Source organism: Prosthecobacter sp. (assembly GCF_044222565.1).
Lineage (GTDB): Bacteria > Verrucomicrobiota > Verrucomicrobiia > Verrucomicrobiales > Verrucomicrobiaceae > Prosthecobacter.
On record NZ_JBGANA010000001.1, the window covers coordinates 461,412 to 482,221 of the forward strand.

18 protein-coding genes are annotated in these 20,810 nt (G+C 60.1%); 3 read left to right on the forward strand and 15 right to left on the reverse strand.

The features are described from left to right. Positions 1-21 precede the first annotated feature (21 nt). Positions 22-1,098 (reverse strand): GNAT family N-acetyltransferase, encoded by a 1,077-nt coding sequence (locus ACILSR_RS01825; protein ID WP_395748012.1) that lies wholly within the window; start codon positions 1,096-1,098, stop codon positions 22-24. Further along, on the reverse strand, positions 1,088-2,584 hold the full coding sequence (gene glpK, locus ACILSR_RS01830; RefSeq protein WP_395748013.1) for a glycerol kinase GlpK: 1,497 nt from the start codon (positions 2,582-2,584) through the stop codon (positions 1,088-1,090). Before glpK ends, ACILSR_RS01825 begins: the two co-directional genes overlap by 11 nt. Before the next feature lie 127 nt (positions 2,585-2,711). Between glpK and ACILSR_RS01835 the strand changes: the two genes are divergently transcribed. Then, positions 2,712-3,356 carry a hypothetical protein gene (locus ACILSR_RS01835; protein WP_395748014.1) on the forward strand — a complete coding sequence of 215 codons (645 nt, stop codon included), beginning with the start codon at positions 2,712-2,714 and terminating at the stop codon, positions 3,354-3,356. 70 nt (positions 3,357-3,426) lie between these two features. On the opposite strand, the gene ACILSR_RS01840 is transcribed toward ACILSR_RS01835, so the two are convergent. The 8 genes from ACILSR_RS01840 to ACILSR_RS01875 all read right to left on the reverse strand — a co-directional run bounded on the left by ACILSR_RS01840 (position 3,427) and on the right by ACILSR_RS01875 (position 11,810). Further along, positions 3,427-4,161 (reverse strand): DUF1080 domain-containing protein, encoded by a 735-nt coding sequence (locus ACILSR_RS01840; RefSeq protein ID WP_395748015.1) that lies wholly within the window; start codon positions 4,159-4,161, stop codon positions 3,427-3,429. 26 nt (positions 4,162-4,187) lie between these two features. After that, entirely contained in the window at positions 4,188-5,165 is a 978-nt protein-coding gene (locus ACILSR_RS01845; protein WP_395748016.1) for a carboxylesterase family protein, read from the reverse strand. A 33-nt stretch (positions 5,166-5,198) separates the two neighbouring features. Then, entirely contained in the window at positions 5,199-6,074 is an 876-nt protein-coding gene (locus ACILSR_RS01850; RefSeq protein WP_395748017.1) for a hypothetical protein, read from the reverse strand. A gap of 17 nt (positions 6,075-6,091) precedes the next feature. Continuing rightward, on the reverse strand, positions 6,092-7,048 hold the full coding sequence (locus ACILSR_RS01855; protein ID WP_395748018.1) for a carboxylesterase family protein: 957 nt from the start codon (positions 7,046-7,048) through the stop codon (positions 6,092-6,094). A 34-nt stretch (positions 7,049-7,082) separates the two neighbouring features. Then, positions 7,083-8,216, reverse strand: a complete 1,134-nt coding sequence (locus ACILSR_RS01860; RefSeq protein WP_395748019.1) for a serine hydrolase domain-containing protein — start codon at positions 8,214-8,216, stop codon at positions 7,083-7,085. A gap of 71 nt (positions 8,217-8,287) precedes the next feature. After that, the gene (locus ACILSR_RS01865; RefSeq protein WP_395748020.1) at positions 8,288-9,697 is read right to left on the reverse strand and encodes a DUF1501 domain-containing protein; all 1,410 of its coding nucleotides are present in this window, start codon (positions 9,695-9,697) and stop codon (positions 8,288-8,290) included. A 5-nt stretch (positions 9,698-9,702) separates the two neighbouring features. Next, on the reverse strand, positions 9,703-10,722 hold the full coding sequence (locus tag ACILSR_RS01870) for a DUF1553 domain-containing protein (protein ID WP_395748021.1): 1,020 nt from the start codon (positions 10,720-10,722) through the stop codon (positions 9,703-9,705). Further along, complete coding sequence (locus ACILSR_RS01875; RefSeq protein WP_395748022.1) at positions 10,644-11,810, reverse strand: DUF1549 domain-containing protein; 1,167 nt, start codon at positions 11,808-11,810, stop codon at positions 10,644-10,646. The genes ACILSR_RS01870 and ACILSR_RS01875 overlap by 79 nt, the downstream gene beginning before the upstream one ends. 58 nt (positions 11,811-11,868) lie before the next feature. Between ACILSR_RS01875 and ACILSR_RS01880 the strand changes: the two genes are divergently transcribed. Next, positions 11,869-12,786 (forward strand): AraC family transcriptional regulator, encoded by a 918-nt coding sequence (locus ACILSR_RS01880; RefSeq protein ID WP_395748023.1) that lies wholly within the window; start codon positions 11,869-11,871, stop codon positions 12,784-12,786. 3 nt (positions 12,787-12,789) lie between these two features. Here ACILSR_RS01880 and ACILSR_RS01885 read toward each other — a convergent pair whose 3' ends face one another. Beyond that, a complete protein-coding gene (locus ACILSR_RS01885; protein WP_395748024.1) occupies positions 12,790-14,247 on the reverse strand; it encodes a Gfo/Idh/MocA family protein in 1,458 nt (485 codons plus the stop codon). Positions 14,248-14,318: 71 nt separating this feature from the next. On the opposite strand from ACILSR_RS01885, the gene ACILSR_RS01890 reads away from it, so the two are divergent. Further along, the gene (locus ACILSR_RS01890; protein WP_395748114.1) at positions 14,319-15,269 is read left to right on the forward strand and encodes a threonine dehydratase; all 951 of its coding nucleotides are present in this window, start codon (positions 14,319-14,321) and stop codon (positions 15,267-15,269) included. On the opposite strand, the gene ACILSR_RS01895 is transcribed toward ACILSR_RS01890, so the two are convergent. The 4 genes from ACILSR_RS01895 to ACILSR_RS01910 all read right to left on the reverse strand — a co-directional run bounded on the left by ACILSR_RS01895 (position 15,266) and on the right by ACILSR_RS01910 (position 20,676). Beyond that, complete coding sequence (locus ACILSR_RS01895; protein WP_395748025.1) at positions 15,266-17,110, reverse strand: CocE/NonD family hydrolase; 1,845 nt, start codon at positions 17,108-17,110, stop codon at positions 15,266-15,268. The genes ACILSR_RS01890 and ACILSR_RS01895 overlap by 4 nt on opposite strands. Before the next feature lie 4 nt (positions 17,111-17,114). After that, a complete protein-coding gene (locus ACILSR_RS01900) occupies positions 17,115-18,071 on the reverse strand; it encodes a TlpA family protein disulfide reductase (RefSeq protein WP_395748026.1) in 957 nt (318 codons plus the stop codon). Between the two features lie 133 nt (positions 18,072-18,204). Beyond that, positions 18,205-19,152, reverse strand: coding sequence for a TlpA family protein disulfide reductase (locus ACILSR_RS01905; RefSeq protein WP_395748027.1), 948 nt, complete (start codon positions 19,150-19,152; stop codon positions 18,205-18,207). Between the two features lie 45 nt (positions 19,153-19,197). After that, positions 19,198-20,676, reverse strand: coding sequence for a DUF1501 domain-containing protein (locus ACILSR_RS01910; protein ID WP_395748028.1), 1,479 nt, complete (start codon positions 20,674-20,676; stop codon positions 19,198-19,200). Positions 20,677-20,810 lie beyond the last annotated feature (134 nt).

Genomic DNA, 20,810 nt, shown 5'->3' on the forward strand with positions numbered 1-20,810 from the left:
TGTCAACAAGAGCGCTCTCATTCACACCCCCTTCTCCATTACATAGTCATCCATCACAAACCCGCTGCCGATGTCGCTGACAATGTCCTCGGTGAAGCGAAAGCCCGCCCGCAGGTAAGAACGGATGGCCGTGGCGTTCCGCTTGTTCACGCGGAGCCGCACTGCCCTGCAGCGCAGCTCTTTCGCTCGGTCCTCAGCCCAGCGTAGCGTCATTCCGCCAAGCCCATGGCCGTGGACCTCCGGAAGAATGTAAAGCTTGTTGATGAACAGCACGGGCTCAAACAGCAGCTTCTCAAAAGAAATGTAGCCGACCGGCTTTGGGCCGGCGACCTCGACCAGCGCATACCATACGTCCCGCGCCTGCATCTCATGCGCCATGGATCCAGGCTGGTACCAGATGGAGAGCATGTAGCGGATCTGCTCCTCGCTGATGATGCCGGGATAATACGCATGCCATATTTCATGTCCCAGACGCTGCACCGTAACTAGTTCATGGGTGCCAATGCGGCGTATGCGCGCCGCGAGCGGTTCGCGCCGCGCAGTTTGCAGCGTGCTCAAAGCATGCCTCCACACATCCTCATCCCGTGCCGGCGAAAGCCGGTGCAGGTGCCCGGCGATCTCCTCCCGGGTCGGCTCCACGATCTGCTCCTCACGGATTTGTTTTTGATCTGAGGGATATTCCGCCTCCGGCAGGATCAGCTGCGCGAGGTACCAGCAGGCCCAGGCGCGCCACGTGCGCAGTTCTTTGTTCGGCTCCACCATCCGTGTGGCCAGGTGCTGCCAGTGACGCCTCGGATTGCCAATAAACTGCCCCTCCACCCGGTGCTGCATGATCCATATCAGCGCCAGATACGGCAGCGGCCATTTCGCCAGGATGGGCTCCTCGGCGCTCAGTGGCAATGAGAGCGCGCGGTTGAGAATGAGAATGCTCTTCGCCGGAAAACCTTCCCGCCACAGGCTCTGCGCATAGTGCAGCGCCGTTTCATAAAACATCGGCCCGCGCTCATGATTCAGCGCTTCGATGTCCGTGTGATCATAGTGCCGGTTTTCCTCCGGCAGAAACGGGCAGGGAGGGTTGATCCACTCTTTATGTTTCATGCGGCTTCTCCTCCCATCCCTTCGCACGGACCAGCGCCCGGTTCCAGCCTTGCGTGATCTTGGAGCGGGTGGCGGCCTTCATGGCCGGTTTGAACTTGCGGTCCACCTGCCAGTGCTTCGCAATGTCGGCCAGATTCTTCCAATAGCCCACGGCCAGCCCCGCGAGGCAGGCGGCGCCAAGCGCGGTGGTTTCATTCACCTTCGGACGCACGACAGGAACGCCGAGCAAATCGCACTGCATTTGCATGAGCAGGTTGTTCACGCAGGCGCCACCATCCACGCGCAGTTCCTTCAGCTTGATTCCCGCATCCGCCTCCATGGCTTTCAGAATGTCCATGACTTGCAAAGCGATGCCCTCCAGTGCCGCACGTGCAATGTGCGCTCCCGTGGTGCCGCGCGTCAGGCCAACCAGTGTGCCACGCGCATAAGCGTCCCAATGCGGTGCACCGAGTCCGGCAAAAGCTGGCACCAGATAAACTCCGCCGGTGTCTGGCACACTCGCCGCCAACGCCTCCACATCCGCCGACTGGCGGATGATGCCCAGCCCGTCCCGCAGCCACTGAATGGCCGCACCTGCGATGAACACGCTGCCTTCCAGCGCATACTCCGTGCGGCCACCGATGCGCCAGGCCACGGTGGTGAGAAGTTTGTTTTTCGAGGCAATGGGCTTGGCCCCCGTGTTCATCAGCATGAAACAGCCGGTACCGTAGGTGTTCTTCACCATCCCTGGTTTCGTGCAGATCTGGCCAAACAGCGCCGACTGCTGGTCTCCGGCGATGCCGGCAATGGGAATGGAGCCCCCGAGCAGCCCCGTCTCCCCAAACACGCCGCTGGAATCCTTCACCTCCGGCAGCATGGAGCGCGGCACGCCGAAGATCTTCAGCAGTTCATCATCCCAGGTTCCTTTCCGAATGTCATAGAGCATCGTCCTCGAGGCATTGCTGACATCCGTGGCATGCACTTTGCCGCCGGTGAGATTCCACAGCAGCCAGGAATCGACTGTGCCAAATGCCAGCTCCCCCTTTGCCGCCCTCGCTTTGGCTCCTTTCACATTTTGCAAAATCCACTGAACCTTCGTGGCGGAGAAATAGGCATCCACCACCAGCCCCGTTTTCTTCTGGATGATTTTGTCCAGCTTCTGCGCGCGCAGCTTGTCGCACATCGGCGCAGTGCGGCGGTCCTGCCACACAATGGCATTGCAGATCGGCTTGCCTGTCTTGCGATCCCACACCACCGTCGTCTCGCGCTGGTTGGTGATTCCTATCGCGCCAATGTCGGCCGCAGTTGCGTGCGCCTTGTGCAGCACCTCGGACGCCACCCCGGCCTGGGTGGCCCAGATTTCCTGCGCGTCGTGCTCCACCCAGCCCGGCTTTGGAAAGACCTGCCGAAACTCCTTCTGCGCCGTCGCCACGATTTCACCGTCGTGATTGAAGAGGATGGCACGTGAACTGGTCGTGCCTTGGTCGAGGGCAAGTATGTATTTCATGGTTATTCCAGATGTTCCCAAGCCCGGCACACAGAGTCAATGCCTTACAAACTGCCGGGGAACATGTAGGTGGCATTTTTTCGCTGAAATGAATACTCTTGGCCGGAAAGCATCCAATCTCACCACCATGCAAACCATCCCTGAAACCGCTGCGCCCGCCGCACCGCGTGCGCGCTCAACGAAAAAAGTCGTGCTCATCACCCTCGCCGTCATTCTCGGCTGCGCGGGCATCGCCGCCGCCACCGGGGCAGTCTGGGTCAAGCATACCTTCTACCCCTCCGCCATGACTCCTGTGAGCCTCACCGCGAAGGAAAAAGAAGCCTTCGACAGCAAGCTGCAGGCCTTGAACAATCCGGCCGCTGTCTCCCCGGAGGAGGCCAGCCGCACCCTCGTGATCAACGAGCGTGAGGTGAACGCCTACCTCGCCCAGCAGGATCTCGGCGAAAGCGTGCAGGTGAAATTTGGCGAAGGCCAGGTCTCTGCGGCTGTTATCCTCACCGCCCCCGAAGACTTCCCCATCGTCCCCAATCAAAAAATCCGTCTCCGCTTCACCTTTGGCACCAGCCTTTCTCCAGAGCACAAGCTCTCCCTGAAACTGGATGACCTCACCCTCGGCGGCATCTCTCTGCCCAACAGCTGGATTGGCGACATGAAGGGAGTCGATCTCATCGCTCAGAACGTCGAGTCCGATCCCGCGCTGCAAAAATTCCTCGCCGGCATCCAGTCTCTGGAAATCCACAACGGCACTCTGCGCCTTGTCCTGAACAAGTAAGCAGCTTTTCAAAAATCAAAAAGCCGCAGGGAAGCGATTCCCTGCAGCTCTATCGTTTGGATTTAAAAACTCATTTCTTCGCGTCAGCTTCGGCGAGGATCTTCTTCGCTTCCTCAGCTCCGATCTCGCGCACCTTGAGATTGCGCCAGCGAATTTCACCACCGTGAGTTTGCAGCATGATCGGGCCTTTGGCTGGCAGAGGCTGGGTCTTGTCCCAGTAATTCTCCATCACATTGCCATCCACCACGAGCTTGTCGTTCAGCCAAACCCAGGTGCGCGCCCCGATCTGGCGGATGCGGAAGCTGTTCCACTCGCCGAAGGGCTTGTCCGCCACCACCAGGGGGTCGCGCCCCGGAGTGGCAGGTGTGTTGTTAAACAGGCCACCGGAGCCGAGGTGCGGCTTGCGGGTCGGTTTGGCCGGATCGAAGACCTGGTTCTTGTCCCAAATCTGCACCTGGGGAGTGCCACGCAGGTAAATGCCGCTGTCCGCCCCCGCCACGGTTTTGTACTCAATGAGAAATTCGATATCGCCGAATTCCTCCTCGGTGGTGGCATAGGGGCCATGACCGTCGTTGATAAGTTCGCCGTTTTCGACTTTCCAGTCCGTGGCGAACTCGTCGCGCATCTTTTTGAGCGCTTCTGTCTTCTTCTCGTCCTTGAGTTTGACGACGGAGTGCGGGTTGAGACCGTACCAGCCCGTGAGATCCTTGCCGTTAAAAATCGGACGGAAGGCGGAGTCTTCTCCACGGGAGACAAGGCAGACGGCCAGCACAAGACCGCCGAGAGTAAGTGAATTGAGTTTCATAATGATGATTGGTAAAGCTGCCAAATTCACTTCGCTTCCTTGAGCTTCGCGATGAGGTAGTCGTTGATGGCCTTGTACTTCACATCCATGGCACCGGGATAAACGACCTCGCAGGCCACGCCCTTTTCTTTGCAATGTTCCTGCAGCTTCACACCGAAGTTGGCGGTGTGGGTCGGGTCTTTCTGCTCCTGGCCAATGGCCGGAGGCGCACCGAAGGAGCAATACACCGGCGGATCGTCGGACGTCACCAGAGCATATGGCGAGTATTCATTGATCCAAGGAAGGATGCGCTCCCTTGCAGCCACGAAATCATCGAAGTTTTTGAACTCACCAGCCTTGCTGAAGGCATGGCCGCCGTATTTGCTGTTCGGCGTCCACTCACGCATCTGCTGCGGGTCCAGCGTGGTCTGCGGACCATTCACCGCCGCGGTTAGCAGACGTGTGGACTCACGCTTGATCGGATCGCTGCTCTTCGGGTCGGCCATGTCGTCATGGAAGGCCAGCCACAGGCTGCTGCACGCGCCGGCCGAGCCGCCGCTCGCCGCGATGCGTGTTTTGTCGATATTCCATTCCGCCGCCTTGCTGCGCACGGTTTGCAAAGCCAGTGCTGCATCCGTCAACGGTGCCTTCACCGGTGGCACGACATCCTGCGCCTGCGAGATGTAGCGGTAGTTGATCGAAACGACGGAAATGCCTTCCTTTAAAAACGGCTCGACGGCGATGCCCGCCTTGTCCCCTCCCATCCAGCCGCCGCCGTGGATGAAGAAGAGAACCGGCGTCGGCTTGTCAGACTTCGCCTGCCAGAAATCGAGCACATTGCGCTCAAACGGCCCATATTTCAGATTCGCCACCGTCGGCGGTGGGTTCTTTGGATAGACTCTTTTGGCAGGAGCCTTGGCCGCAGGGGCCTCGGCTTTCTTGGCGGGAGCATCCGCTTTTTTTGCGGGTGCGTCGGCCGCAGAAGCCAGAGAAACGAGAAGGAGAAGAGAGAGGACGAGTTTCATGGAGCGTTTACAACGTGCCTCATGAGGCCAAACTCACCGCTTTGTCGATTTTTCGAGCGGTGGCAGGTCCACTTTTTCAAATTCAAACTCCAGCTCCTGAGTTTCGTATTTCCCGGGCAGCTTCAGTTGCAGATTTACCGGATAGGCAATCGGCTCCGCCACCTTGGGATCCAGCCCATCTCGAATCGAAAACTGGCTGTTGCTCGAGCCGCCCGTGAACATTCCCATGCGAGTGTTCATCGGCCGGTTTTTGAAATCCATAACTTCAAGGTGCTCCATGGCAAAATGATGGTTGATCAAGGTCAGTGGCATCTGCTTCCGATAGATTTCATGTTCACGCTGAAACTCCAACTGCGAACCAATGCTGACGCCGAAAGTCTCGGCTCCGCCATTGCATTCGATCTCAAAAGGCCCGCCATGCAGCGTTTCGCTTTTGCCCTCTTTGAGCCCTTTGAAATCAAGCACCCTCCATTCGGTGACTTTCACCAGCGTCAAGGCCAGCCGGAGTTTTTTCAACTGCCTCTGCTCTTTCCCCAATTCCAACGTGCTGACGACCAGGTCTGAGGTGGTCGTGCAATAGTTTGAATGCTTGTTTGCAGCCACATTTTCACCAGAGGCCAGAAGAACCTCTTCAAGCGGCCCCACCTTTTCGATGAACACATTGCCAGGAGCCTGCGTGACGAACCCGTTTCTTTTGTCAGCGTACTCCAGCCTGAAATGAAGAGTGACCGCGCAGACATTTTCGTCCCAGGGGGATCTGAGCTGCTCCCCATCGATCAGTCTCAGCCGATGCCCGCCATCCTGAGACAGCGCGGTCCTCCCCTTTTCCACAACCCCACCGCCATCGGCAGCCCGGCTTGAGCCTGCAGCCAGCAAACCGGCGACCGTGACGATGAGGAGTATTTTCATGCGAATGCCCGCACCGGCTAGTTCTTCAGCTTATCCACCAAAAACTCTCCGATGCTCTTGTGCTTCACGTCCGGCGCGCCGGGATACACGAGTTCGCATTCATCACCGATCTCACGGCAGTGCTCCTGCAGTTTGACACCATAGTTCGAAGTGTGTGTGGGATCTTTCTGCTCCTGACCGATGGCCGGCACGCTGGTGTAATAGAGATACACGGGCGGATCATCCTTGCTCACCAGCTCATAGGGCGAATACATTTTGATCCACTTCAGCACGGACTCGCGCTTCTCCAGAAACTCGGCAAAACGCGTGTCGCGCGTCTTGCGTTCATTGGGGTCCATGAAGCCAAAGGCATGGCCGCCGTAGCGGCTGTTTGGGGTCCACTCTTTGAGCTGCTTCGGGTCCAGCGATGTCTGCGCACCGCTTACCGCCGCGCACCAGAGGCGTGTGGACTCCCTGGAGATCGGATCGCTGCTCTTCGGATCAGCCATGTCGTCGTGAAAGGCCAGATACAGGCTGGAGCAGGCGCCAGCAGAGCCACCGCTGGCCCCGATGCGCTGCTTGTCGATGTTCCACTCAGCGGCTTTGCTGCGCACAAACTGCAGCGCGCGCGCCGCATCCTCCAACGGCCACTGCACTGGCGGCATCACGCCTGCCAGCTGCGCCTGCCAGGAGTAGCGGTAATTGATCGAAACCACCGAAATACCCGCCTTGAGGCAGGTTTCCAGTTCACCCACTCCCGATTTATCTCCCGCCACCCAGCCACCGCCGTGGACGAAAAACAGCAGCGGCGTCGGCTTGCTGGACTCCGCCTTGTAAAAATCCATCACCTGCCGCTCATGCGTTCCATACGGTACATTCGCCAGCGTCGGCGCCCGTTTGGGCGCGGGAGCAGGCTTGGCCGCCGGGGCGGGTGCTGGAGTCTGCGCCTGCATGGATGCGGCAATCAGAAGTGGAAGAATAGCGTGCAGTTTCATGGTTGTTTGTTGGATGAAATAAATGGTGCGATGATCATGGTTTGCCAAAGCGGTCAGCCGCAGCTTTCTGGAACGCCGGCAGAATCTTCTTCCCCTCGTCCGTTCTCCAGCCCGCATTCTGCACCATGAAGACGGTCACGAGGCCCTTGGCCGGATCGATGGACATGTTCGTGGAATACGCGCCCCCGTGACCAAAGGAGCTGCCGTTGAGCTGATACCCCAGGCTGTAGGCGTTCAGCCCCTCAGCAGTCTGCTTTGTCTGCAGCTGCTTCAGTGCCGCCTCCGAGATGTAGCGCTTCCCGTTCAGTTGCCCGCCGTTGAGCAGCATCTGGCAAAACTTCACCACATCCGCTGCCGTGCTGAAGAGTCCTCCTGCCGGCATCGGCTGGCGGATACGCTCATGCAGCGGGTAATGCAGCTGCCCCACCGTCGTGGCTTCCAGATCCGTCTTGCCCTCGTTCGCCTTGTAGGAAGTCGCGATGCGCTTCTCCTGCTCCTCGCTGGGCCAGAAGGTCGTGTCCACCATGCCCAGCGGTGCAAAGAGCCGCTGCTGCATGAAGTCCTCGTAACTCATGCCTGACACCACCTCGATGATCCGCGCAGCAGTGTTGATCCCCGCATTGGCATACTGGTATTTCGTGTCAGGCTCAAACTGCAGCGGCGCCGCCGCATAGCTCAGCACCGCCACCCGCAGTGGCAGCATGTCCAGCGTGGGGGTTTCCACCGCCGACTTGAAGGCCAGCCCGCTTGTGTGGCTCAGCACATTGCGCACCGTGATCGGGTGCTTCGGCTTCTTCAGCAGCACATGCTCCGCATCCTTCTCCGCCACGACCATCTGCCCTTTGAACTCCGGCAGATACTTCTCCACCGGATCATCCAGGGAAACCTTCCCCTCATCCACCAGCATCATGAAGGCCGTGGCCGTGATCGGCTTGCTCATCGACGCGATCCAGAAAATCGCATCCTTCGCCATCGGCTTCTTCCCCGCGATGTCCGCCCAGCCCACCGTCGTCACATCCAGCACCTTCTCCTTGTCCGCCACCATCGTCACTGCTCCAGCCAGCACCTTGTCATCCACATACGGCTGCAAAACAGAGCCCATAGGCTTGGGCATTTCAGCACGAAGTCCGGCAAGGGAGATAAAAAGAAACGAGGCGAGGTATCTCATAGGCAGGGACCAATCCAAACGCACCACGCAGGCCGTTCCATCAAACAAAACCACAGCCATCGCTCCCAGGCTCACGCCAGCACCTTCGCAATCACCCTCCGATCCTCCACCCCCGTCAGCCGCTGTGCCAGCCCCTGGTGCAGATAGCTCAGCCGCGAATGATCTATCCCCATCAGATGCAGGATCGTCGCATGCAGGTCGCTCACATGGCAGCGGTCCTCCACCGCCTTGAATCCCAGCTCATCCGTCGCACCGATGGCCTGCCCGCCTTTCACACCGGCACCCGCCAGCCACATGGAAAAGCCATGCCAGTCATGGTCGCGCCCCGGCTTGCCCACGCCCTCGCTCGTAGGAGTACGGCCAAACTCCCCGCCCCACACCAGCAGCGTCTCCTCCCACAGTCCCGTGCGCTTCAGATCCGCAATCAGCGCGGCGATCGGCTGGTCCGTCTCCCCGGCGTGCAGCGTGTGGTTCGTGATGCAGTCATTGTGCCCGTCCCACGTGTCCTCGATGTGCCCGCCACCGGAGTACAGCTGGATAAAGCGCACCCCTTTCTCGATCAGCTTGCGCGTGATGAGGCACTTGCGGCCAAACTCCGCCGTGCGCGGATTGTTCAGTCCGTACATCTCACGCGTGGCGGCATCTTCCGCATCCAGGTCCACCACGCTCATCGCCTCCGTCTGCATGCGGTAGGCCAGCTCATAGGATTCAATGCGCGCCATCAGCTCCGTCTCCTCGGGGTGCCGCATGAGATGCTCTTCATTCAAAGACTTCAGCAGATCTAGGCTACGCCTCTGCGTGCGCTCGCTTGTGCCCTCCGGCGTCGCCAGATCCAGCAACGGCGAGCCCCCGCTGCGAAACAGCGTGCCCTGATACGCCGCCGGCATGTAGCCCGCCGTCCAGTTTGAAGCGCTGCCAATCGGCCCGCCTCTCGGGTCCGTCATCACCACAAAGCCCGGCAGATCTTGATTCGCCGAGCCCAGCCCATAATTGAGCCATGAGCCCAGGCTTGGCTTGCCGATGAAGATGCTTCCCGTGTTCATCTGCAGGCAGCCCGAGGCATGCGCCGCCGTGTCCGCATGCATCGATCGTATTACGCACAGATCATCCGCATGCATCGCCACATGCGGAAACAGGCTGCTGATCTCCAACCCGCTCTGCCCATGCTTCTTAAAGTCAAACGGCGACTGCATCAGATGCCCCACCGCTCGTCCGTTCGATCCCACCTTCGCATCCCCCGTGTACGGCATGCCGTGGTACTTCTTCAGCGCCGGCTTCGGATCAAACGTGTCCACCTGGCTCGGCCCGCCATTCATGAAGAGAAAAATGCAGTGCTTCGCCTTGCCCGGAAAATGCGGCCACTTCTCCGCCAGCGCCGATGCTGCCCTCGCATCCGCCTCCAGCAGATCCGCCAGCGCCAGCCCGGCAAAGCCGCCGGTGGCACGCATCAGGTATTCACGTCGTGTGAGAGGTCGGTTCATGGTCATCACTCCGGATAAACAAACTCGTTCAGATTCAAAATCACCCGGCAGGCCTGCTCCAGCGGCTGCTCCTGCAGAAACACACGCATCTTCTCCATCTCCTTTGCCGTCGGCTCACGGCACAGCGCCAGCAGGCGCGCAGCAAAGTGCCCCGCCTGCTGGTTCACAAACTCCCCGTTAAACAGGCTCAGCGCCTGCGGTGCCACGGTGGTCACCTGCCGCTGCGGGCAGCTGCTCACCGTGTCCGCCAGGTCCAGCGTCTCAAACATCGGAACCACAAGTCCACGCTTAATGAAAGCATAGATGCTGCGCCTCGACGCCTCAATCTCATCCGAGGCCTTCCAGATTTTGTCCTTGTCCGTATTCGCCTCCAGCGCCGCCTGCGGAATGCCGGGCTTCATCGCAGGGCCAAAGCGCTTCGGATTCAGCCTGCCGCTCACCGCCAGCATCGAGTCTCGAATAGCCTCCACCTCCAGCCGCCGATACCGCATCAGCGACTCCGGTGTCTTGCTCATCTGCCAAGCACGGCTGGTCAGGATCAGTCGATGCAGTTTCTTCAGCGACCACCCCGCATCATGCATGAACCAATGCGCCAGCCAGTCCAGCAGTTCCGGGTTCTCAGGTGCCGCCCCCATCAGGCCAAAGTCATTCGCCGTGCTCACCAGCCCCTGGCCAAAGTGCTGCTGCCACACCCGGTTCACCATCACCCGCGCTGTAAGCGGATTCTGCTCACTCGCCATCCAGCGCGCCAGCCCGAGACGCCGTTGCGTGGTTTTGTCACTCGGCGCTGGAAACGACGGCTGCTGCTTCACCAGAATCGCAGGCACTGCTGGCCCCACCAAATCCCCAAAACGTGTGGGCGACCCACGCACCAGCACATGCGTCTCCGGTGCTTTGGCCGAAGGCTCCTGCCACGAATAGACCTCCGTGCCATCCACATCCACCGTCAGCTCCTTGCGCCCCTTGGCCGGACGCTGCAGTGGATTAAAAACGTCTCCGGTGCTTTGGCCGAAGGCTCCTGCCACGAATAGACCTCCGTGCCATCCACATCCACCGTCAGCTCCTTGCGCCCCTTGGCCGGACGCTGCAGTGGATTAAAAACCGCCACCAGGCTGTAGTAGTCGCGCGTGGCCAGCGGCTCAAACTTATGGTCATGGCATCGCGCACAGCCGATCGTCAGTCCCAGAAACGCCTGCCCCGTGGTGCTAACGATGTCATCGAGCTGATCGTAGCGGTCCGCCGCAGGGTCCGCAGGCTCGTCATCCCAGTGCCCCAGCCTCAGAAAACCCGTGGCAATCGCCGATGCGACTGACCTGTCCGGCAGTTCATCCCCGGCGAGCTGCTCCATCACAAAACGGTTGTACGGCTTGTCCGCATTCAGCGCCTCGATCACATAGTCGCGATAGCGCCACACAAAGGGCTTCTCCGCATCACGCTCATAGCCGTTGCTATCCGCATAGCGCACCACATCCAGCCAGTGCCGCGCCCAGCGCTCGCCATATTCCGGTCGCTTGAGCATCTCATCCACCACCGCGCTTAGATCGCCAGCCTTGGCAAATCTCTCCTGCTCCTCCACCGTCGGCGGCAGCCCCGTCAAATCCAGATAGACCCGCCGCAGCAGCGCCTGCGGACTCGCCTTTGCCGCAGCCTCAGCCCTGCCAAACACAAACGCGTCCACCGGATGCTGATGCGCAGACTCCGGCACCACCGAACGTTTCACTGGCTGAAACGCCCAGTGCTCAGAGGGCTTCTTCGGAATTGCCTCCCCTTTGGGAGATGGCGCCCCCGCCGCAATCCACTCACGCAGCAGCTCGATCTGCTCCGCACTCAGCCGTTTCCCCTCAGGCGGCATCTGCTCATCCTCATCATGGGAAACAATGCGTTCCAGCAGCGCTTGATGTGCCTCCTTCGGAATCAAAGCCCCCGCATCCAGTCTCAGATCTCCCTTTTGCTTCACCGTTCCATGGCAGGACACACATCGCTCTTTCAGCAGCGGCTTGATGTCCGTCACATAATCCACCGCCATGACCGGCAGCGTAAACGCAGCTCCCCACAGTGCTGCGCACAACGCGGTTGGTATTGAAAAGCAGAGTTGGACGTTAGGTGGGCGCATGGCCGTGCATTGACTGTCTGACATACCCATACGGACTTTGGGCCTCTCTCTAGATTGAATGTTTGACCTCATTCATGCACATTTTGACATGGCTGATGTGCGTGACCCCAACCTCTATTTCAACATTCCCGGCCCTTGGAATGTGAACGCCACACGGCCCGTGCACTGCGATCTGGGGCAGATCGTTTACGCGGGCACCAAGTGGAACAGTCAGGCCACCTACGCGCATGCGCCGCCTCCACACTACCTGCGACCCACGCCCAATTACCTCCTCGTGCTCACGCTGGAAGGCACAGCCGACTACATGGACGACACTGGCGTCCGTTGCACGCTGCAGCCCGGCACGCTCGTGTGGTCAAAGCCCGGCATCAATCAGAGCTACGGTCCGCAAAACGGCGTGCGCTGGAGCGAGCTCTTCCTCTGGTTCAATGGCAGCGTCTTTGATGCCTGGCAGTCCGCCGGTTTCCCCGGCGAGCGCAGCCGCGTTCTGGAGCTCAGCCCGCTTCCCTATTGGACCGACCGTCTGCGCCGCATCCTCCAGCCCCCGTCAGACTCGCCCTCAGACACCTCCCTCTCGCGCCTCTGCCACTTTCAGCAGTGGCTCGCAGACGCGCTTCAGTTGGATGACACCCGGCACCAGACCACGGAGACCATGCAGTGGCGCGAGACCGCAGAGCGCATGCTCGCCCGTGGCAGGCTCGGCTCACCTTCACTGGAGCAGATCGCCGCAGACCTCGGCATGTCCTACAGCGCCTTCCGCAAACGCTTCGTGCAGATGACCGGAAAAAGCCCCGGCGAATTCCGCGCCGACGCCATCGTGCTGCGCGCCTGCTCCCGCCTTCTGGAAAGCACGCACACCCTCGCCCGCATCGCCGACGACCTCGGCTTCCACGATGCATTCCATTTCTCCCGTCGCTTCAAACAAGTCGTCGGCATGTCCCCCAAAGACTTCCGCCGCCAGCACACACTGCGCTGAGGCTCACACCTCCGGCAGCTCAAACCCCGCAGCATATTCCTCCTGCGCTAGCTTGTTCGCCTCGGCCGCAAATTCACCGGTAAACACTTCGTTCACCGGATCAAAGTCCAGCCACGGCCCCACAACCACCTGCTCCGCTTCGGTGTTGATCTGATTCGCCGCCAGCGTGGCCAGCATTCCCTCAAACATCTCCAGCCCCATCTTGTCGCCCTTCAGGCGCTCCTTGATCTCCTCGTTCTTCATCGCCTTGCCCAGTCGGTAGGACGTGTTCGCCAGATGTGACAGCGCCGCCGCCTGCTGCCCATGCCGGATGTGCAGCACATCCTTCGTGTATTTCCCGGCACGCACGGAATCGATAAAATTCTTCATGTGATCCGGCCCCGTCAGGAAGTTCTCAAACTTCGTGATCGTCTTGCCCTCGTTGTCATACGCCTTCGACTCCGCCACATAGCCTCCCTCACAGTGGATGATGTTCCCCGTGCGGATGCCCTTGTAGGGCGGCTCGCCGCTTTTCTTGTCCATGTTCTTCATCGGCAGGCCGATCATGTCCATCAGCAGCGGCACCGGCTCATAGGGGTGAAAGGCCAGCTGGCAGTTCGCCGTCTGCCCATCATCCACATACCCCCAGCGGTGCCCCAGGCTCATCACCCGCTGCGGCAGCACCACAGGATCATTCAGCGCCCACCGCGCCACATCGTACTGATGCGGCCCCTGGTTCCCGATGTCACCATTCCCATACGGCCACTGCCAGTGCCAGTCGTAGTGAAACTGCTTCCGCATGATCGGCAGCTCAGCCCGCGGCGCGGACCACAGCTTGTAGTCCACCGTCGCAGGCGGCGGCTGCGGAGCATCCACCTTGTCGATGCTCAGGCGCATTCCGTGCACCAGTGCATGAGACAGCTTCTTTTTCCCGATGTGCCCTTCATTCACCCATGCCATGGCTGCAGCCCAGCCCAGGTCCGAGCGCCGCTGCATCCCATGCTGCACAATAATCCCCTTCGCCGCCGCCTTCGTGGCCGCCGCCATCAACTTGCGCCCCTCCACCAGATTGTGGCACACCGGCTTCTCCACATACACATGCTTGCTATGCTGCAGCGCCGTCAGCGCGATCAGCACATGGCTGTGATTCGGCGTGGCGATCGTCACCGCATCAATGTCCTTGTCCGCGCAGCACTCACGAAAATCACGATAGGTCTTAACCGTGACATTCTGCTTGGACAGCTCCGCCACCTGCTTGTCGATCACCTCCTGGTCCACATCACACAGCGCCACCAGACGCACACCCGGCACCTTCATCAATTCCTTGATGTGCCCGCGCCCGCGTCCCCGGAATCCAATCACCGCTACACGCACATCACCATTCGCCCCCAGCGGTGCCGCCCACGCGGGCATGGAGGCCATTCCGGCAAGGGAGGTCTGAAGAAACCGACGACGTGAGGTGAGAGTGAAGGGCGCGTTCATAGTGCGTCTCATAACGTCCGCACCGGGCTTGCCTTTGCGAACTTCATGCCTAGCCATGCAAGATGCAGCCCCTGCCGACCCTCAGCGAAATCGAATCTGCCAAGGCCCTCATCCGCCCGCACATTCGCGAGACCCCCACCTGTCGCTGGCCGCTGCTGGAGTCCGGCCTCGGCTGCGAGCTATGGCTCAAGCACGAAAATCATACACCCGTTGGCGCTTTCAAAATCCGTGGCGGCCTCGTCTACATGGACGAGCTCAAGCGCCACCAGCCCGGAGTGCGCGGCGTCATCGCCGCCTCCACCGGCAATCACGGCCAGTCCATCGCCTACGCCGCCAGGCGCAATGGCCTGCGTACCGTCATCGTGGTTCCGCATGGCAACAACCCGGAAAAAAACGCCGCCATGCGCTCTCTCGGCGCGGAGCTGGTCGAGCACGGCCGCGAATTTCAGGAGGCCCTCGAATACTCTCGCGAACTCGCCGCTAAGGAGGAGCTGCATGCCGTGCCCTCCTTCCACCTCTGGCTCGTGCGCGGCGTCGCCACCTACGCGCTGGAGCTCTTTCACTCCGTCGCAGATCTCGATGCCGTCTTCGTCCCCATCGGCCTCGGCTCCGGCTTCTGCGGCATCGCATCAGCGCGCGAGGCACTCGGGCTGAAAACCAAAATCATCGGCGTAGTCTCCGCTCATGCACCCGCCTACGCCCTCTCCTTCCAGCAGCGTCAGTTCGTCGAGCAGTCCAGCATGACCCGTGTCGCCGAGGGCGTCGCCTGCAAGACTCCCAACCAGGACGCCCTCCAGCACATCCTTCAGCACGCGCACGACATCCTCACCGTCACCGACGAGGAAGCCCTCGCCGCCATGCGCGAGATCATCCAGTCCACCCACAACATCGCCGAAGGCTCCGGCGCCCTCGCCTACGCCGCCCTCAAAAAACACCCCGCTGCATGGCAGGGCAAACGCGTCGCCTGCATCCTCTCCGGCGCAAACGCCAGCATGCCCATCCTCCGCGAGGCGCTCGGCTAAGGACGCTCCACCACCGGCAGCACGATCTGCGACGGATGCTCCCGGTCAAGATGCACCGTGTTCGTCGCGATCACCGTCCTCCGGTGCTGCTGCAGTGGCTCCCCCGTGTTCGGGTTCACATCAAAGCGCGGGAAATTGCTGCTGCTGATGTCCACACGAATCCGGTGCCCTTTTTTGAAAACATTGCTCGTGGGATAGAGCTTGATCGTGATGGGATACACCTTCCCCGGCTGCATCAGCTTCTCCTCCTTCAGCGAATCCCGGAACCGCGCACGCATGATGCCATCCGTCAGGTTCAGGTCAAAACCATGCGGCCAGTCCGCGCTCGGCGGATACACATCCACCAGCTTGGCCGTGAAATCGGTGTCCACCGCTGACGATGAAATCCACAGCTTCACCTCCATCTCACCGGTCACCTCCGTATCCTTCTCAAGCGGTGCCGTCTGAAACACCAGCACGTCACTCCGTGCTGAGAGCGGGATGGGCTTCGTCCAGTTCCAGAACTTGTCACTCCCCCGCTGATCCCACGCCCCCTGCTGCATGATGCCGTCGCCGGAGGAGATGTTCCCCCCCAGCGTCGGCACCGGATTCTTCGGGTCAAACGCATAGCTCTGCGCCGCCGCCTCCACCTTCGGCTTTGCATCACTCAGCACCCCTTCCGGATTCAGATAAAACGGCGTCGCCTTCGCCCGCGCCAGCGGCCACTCATTCTCATCACGCCACTGCCCCCCATGATTCAGCAGCCCGTCCTTTGTCTTGCTGCCATCGCCCGTACCCATCACAAAGATGCGCACCTTCTTCGCAAAGGGCGCGGCCTTGCCCACGCTGTTGTCCAGCCCCTTCATCCAGTGGTCAAACCACTCCTTGCGCCACGCCATCTGGTCCGCGATCGCCGCCTCCGCGCCAAACTCCACCTGCCCGTGCGCCGACTTGTTCTGCATCCCGTGAATCCACGGCCCCATGATCAGGTAAACATCACTTTTCAGCGCCTTGCTCAGCGCCTGAAAATTCGCCGAGGTGTTCCCCGCCCACGAGTCATACCACCCTCCCACCAGATACACCGGCATGTCCTTGTATCGCTTCGGATCGGCCAGGATGTTGTTCTGCGCCCAGAAGTCATCATCCTTGCCATGCCTCATCGCCTGGATCAGCCAGTCCTCATACTCCGGCGCCAGCTTCAGCGGCGTGCAGCCCGGCCGCAGCGGCAGCAGGGGCAGGTAGTCCCACCGGTGATCCGCCATCTCCTTCAGCTCCACCTGCGTCGCCGGGTTCAGCGCCGCATTGCTGCCCTTCCCGGCGTTCAGCATGATCCAGTTCCAGAAGCGCATCTCAAACGCCCCCGCATTCCGCATGCTCTGCCGTCCCATGTTCGACACCGCATCCACCGGGATCACCGTCGTCAGCTCCGGCACCTTCGCCAGCGCCATCGCATGCTGCGTTCCCCCCACATACGAGGTGCCCACCATCCCGACCTTCCCGTTCGCCCACGGCTGCGCGGCTATCCACGCTGCACAGTCCGTGCCATCCACGCCATCATCCGTCATCCAGTGCCACACACCCTCGCTGGCATAGCGCCCGCGCGTGTCCTGCGCCACAAACACATAGCCATGCCTGGCAAAGTACTCGCCATAGCTCTTCGATCCGTCCTTGTTGTACGGCGTGCGTGTCAGCACCACCGGCAGCTTCTCGGTGCTCCCCGCCGGCAGATATACATCCGTGGCCAGCTTCACGCCGTCGCGCATGGCCACCATGACGTCTTTCTGGACCTGAATGTCCGGCTGTTGGGCGCACAAAACCGCGGCGGCCAGCAAGACCACCATGAAGACTGAGCGATGGATCATGAACTTACTCCGCGAGAAGTTTGGTCACTTTAGTCTCCAGATCACCACGTGCATTCGTGCTCACCACCATGCCCTTCTTGTTCAGCAGCCACATGGCAGGGATCGAATTGATGCCGTATTTGGAGGAGATCTCGTTCTGCCAGCCTTTGCCATCAAAGTACTGCGGCCACTCCATGCCCTTCTCCTTCACAAAAGCCTCCAGTTTGCTCTTGTCGCTGTCGAGCGAGATGCCCACGATCTCAAAGCCCTTGGGGTGCAGTTCCTTGTAGGCCTTGAGCACATTTGGCAGTTCGGCCACGCAAGGTCCGCACCAAGTCGCCCAGAAGTCGATCAGCACCACCTTGCCCTGCAGTTTTGACACATCCACCTCACGGCCGTCCACGCCGGTAAATTTCAGATCAAGCGGCTTCGTCTTGAGCTCGGCGCTTGCCTTGATGCTCTTGAGCTTGCTCTCCACCATCTTGTTCATCTTCTCGTCTGGAAAGTCTTTCAGATGCTTCTCTGCCTTCGCAGTCCATCCGGCCAGGTCACCTCCGGGTTCCTCGGCCGCATCCGCAGATTCCATCACGCTCACCAGGCTTGCCTGAGATTTGGTCTCTGCCTTGGCATCCGTTGCCTTGACAATGTCGTCCAGGCTGATCGCCGGCTTGGGAGCAGGAATATCGGCCATTTCACGCACACGCCCCGTCATCGCTTCAAACAGTGCCGCGTCCCAGCGCGCAGGATTGGTTGGCGCCGCCTTCAGCGCAGCAGCATAGGCTGCATCAAACTCCGTGATTCCCTTTTTGAGGTTTGCGATCGCATCCTCCCGGGATTTCGGCCTTTCTTTCGGATTCTTGATGCTTTGGACGATTTCCTCAACCTTCTGCCATTCGGCATCGCCAGCGGCGGCATGAAGGAGGGAGGTGGCGGCCAGAACCAAAGTCGTGACCCCGATGCGGAGAAGGCGATGCGCTTTCATGTGCCAGCCTAAACGGAAGTCCTCCGCCTCACCATTCTTTTTACGTGAAGATTTCCAAGATTGCCTGCCGGGCTTGAGGCCGGCAAGCAGTCGAACGATGAAAACGCATCAAACCCGGGCACCAATGGCGCGCCTACTCCGCGAGCAGCTTGGTGACCTGCTCTTTCATGCCTTCAGCAGCATGCATGCTCACGATCATTCCCTTCTTGTTCAGCAGCCACATGGTGGGGATGGATTCGAGCTTATACTTGAGGAAGAGCGCATTCTCCGGGCCTTTGCCATCAAAATACTGTGGCCATTCCATGCCCTTTTCCTTCACAAAGGCCTCAAGCTCCGCTTTGTCTCCATCAAGTGAAACGCCGATCACTTCAAAGCCCTTCGCATGCAGTTCCTTGTAGGTCTGCAGGACCTTGGGCAGCTCTTCGACACAAGGTCCGCACCATGTAGCCCAGAAGTCGATGAGGACGACCTTCCCCTGAAGCTTGCTCACATCCACCTCACGGCCATCCAAAGCCGTGAACTTCAGATCCAGCGGCTTGGTCCGGAGATTGACCTCCACGATCCTTTCCTCCACCATCTTGTTCAATTTTTCTGCGGGATAATCCTTCAGATGCTTCTCCGCCTGGGCCATCCATCCTGCCGCATCACCGCCCGGGGCGAGAGCGGCGTCAGAAGCCAGCATCACCAGCGTCAGGCTCGCCTGGGACTTGGTCTCAGGCTTGGCGTCCTCCGCTTTGACGATGTCCGCAAGGCTGATTGGCTGTTGTTCAGGGCCGGGAACATTGGCCATCTCCCGCACACGCCCGAGCATGGAGGCAAAGAGCGCCACATCCCAGCGGGCGGAATTGGTGGGAGCCGCCTTCATGGCCGCCTCGTAATTGGCGTCAAACTCCTTCAGGCTCTTCTTCAGCATCCCCATCGCTTCATCGTCGGACTGGGGCTTCACCTTCGGATTCCGGATGTCTTCAATGACATCATTGACCTTCTTCCACGCGTCGTCGCCTTCAGCAGCACAGAGAAAAGATGAGGCGGTCAGGACAAGCGTCGCGACCCCGATGCAAAAAGAGCGATGGGCGTTCATGAGGGAGTGGGAACCTAAACGGTAGGAATCCCTGCCACCAATCATTTACGCAAAGATTTCCATGACGGCCTTCCCCTTGCCATCCTCCGTCACATAAAAAGGCCGCCCCTCAATCTCGAACTCGGTCTTCGGGCTGATGCCCATCGCCGTCATGATCGTGGCATGCAGGTCCATCACGCTCACCGGATTCTTCGTGGCGATCAGCGGCCTCTCATCCGCCGTCTCTCCATACAGGTGGCCCTTTTTCACGCCTCCGCCAAACATCACCACGCTCGTCCCTCCGGTAAAGTGGCGGTGCAGCCCGTAGTGCTTCATCTCGCTCAGCGTATCGACCTTGAAAGTGGTCTGGTCATTCGCGGTGGAGCCGGGCTTGCCTTCCATAAGCGCATCGCGGCTGAACTCGCTGGCGATCACGATCAGCGTTCGGTCCAGCAGGCCCTTCGCCTCCAGGTCACGCACGAGCTGCGCAATGGGCATGTCGATCTCCTTGTGCATCGCCTCCACCGTCGTGTGGCCGTCCTTGTGCGTGTCCCACTGGAAAAACGGCACATACTCAGTCGTCACCTCCACAAACCGCGTCCCCGCCTCCACAAGCCTCCTCGCCAGCAGGCACCCGCGGCCGAAGCGGCTCGTGTCATACTTCGCGTAGCTCTCCTTCGGCTCCAGCGTGATGTCAAAGGCCTCGCGCTCCTTCGCGCTCAGCAGCCGGTAGGCATTGTCCATGCTGCGCAGCATGGACTCCTGCTGGTAGTCGCTCATGAATTCACGCTGCGGACTTTGATCCACCAGCTTGCGGAAAAGCTTGTCGCGATTGGCAAATCGGTTCGCGTCCATGCCCTTCGGCGGCTTCACCGACTGCGCCGCCTCCTCAGGAAACGGCAGGTTCATCGGCCCAAACTCGCTGCCAAAAAATCCCGCCGTCGTAAAGGCCTTCAGCTCCTCGCTCTCGCCCACACCCTCGAGCCGCTGGCCGATGTTGATAAACGCAGGCATCACGTTGTTGCGCGGGCCGAGCACCTTGGCCATCCATGAGCCGATGTGCGGGCAGGCCACCGTCTGCGGCGGCACATAGCCCGTGTGCCAGTGGTACTGATGCCGCGAGTGCAAAATGCTGCCGAGATCCGGCTGCACCGCACTGCGGATCAGCGTGGCCCGGTCCATCACCTGCGCGATGTTTTCCAGCCCCTGGCAGATCTTGATCCCATCCACACTCGTGTTGATCGCCGGAAACGTGCTCAACATCCGCTTCACCTCCAACCCCTTCTCAAAGGGCAGATAGCCTTTGGGATCAAAAGTGTCCGGTGCGGCCATGCCGCCCGCCATCCAGAGGAGGATGCAGGCATCGGCTTTGGCTGCAGGGTGCGTCACCTTGTCGCCAGACTTCGCCCAGATGGCCTGAGGTGCGCCTGTCATCCATGCAGCGGTGCTGGCAGCGGCGAGTTTCTTCAGGAAATCGCGGCGGACGAGGTGCTCAGGAAGGGTTGGATCAAGGTCGTGCATCACCTGATTAAAACGCAGCGACATTCACTCGACTGGCGCATTTTTTTCTTTCCTGCCCTTTTGCAAATCTCGGATCCCACAACGCCGGCGTGGATTTTCCAGCGGTGACGTCACTTGGAGGCAGCAAATCGAAGCCCCTCCGCCCGGACGCTCGTGAA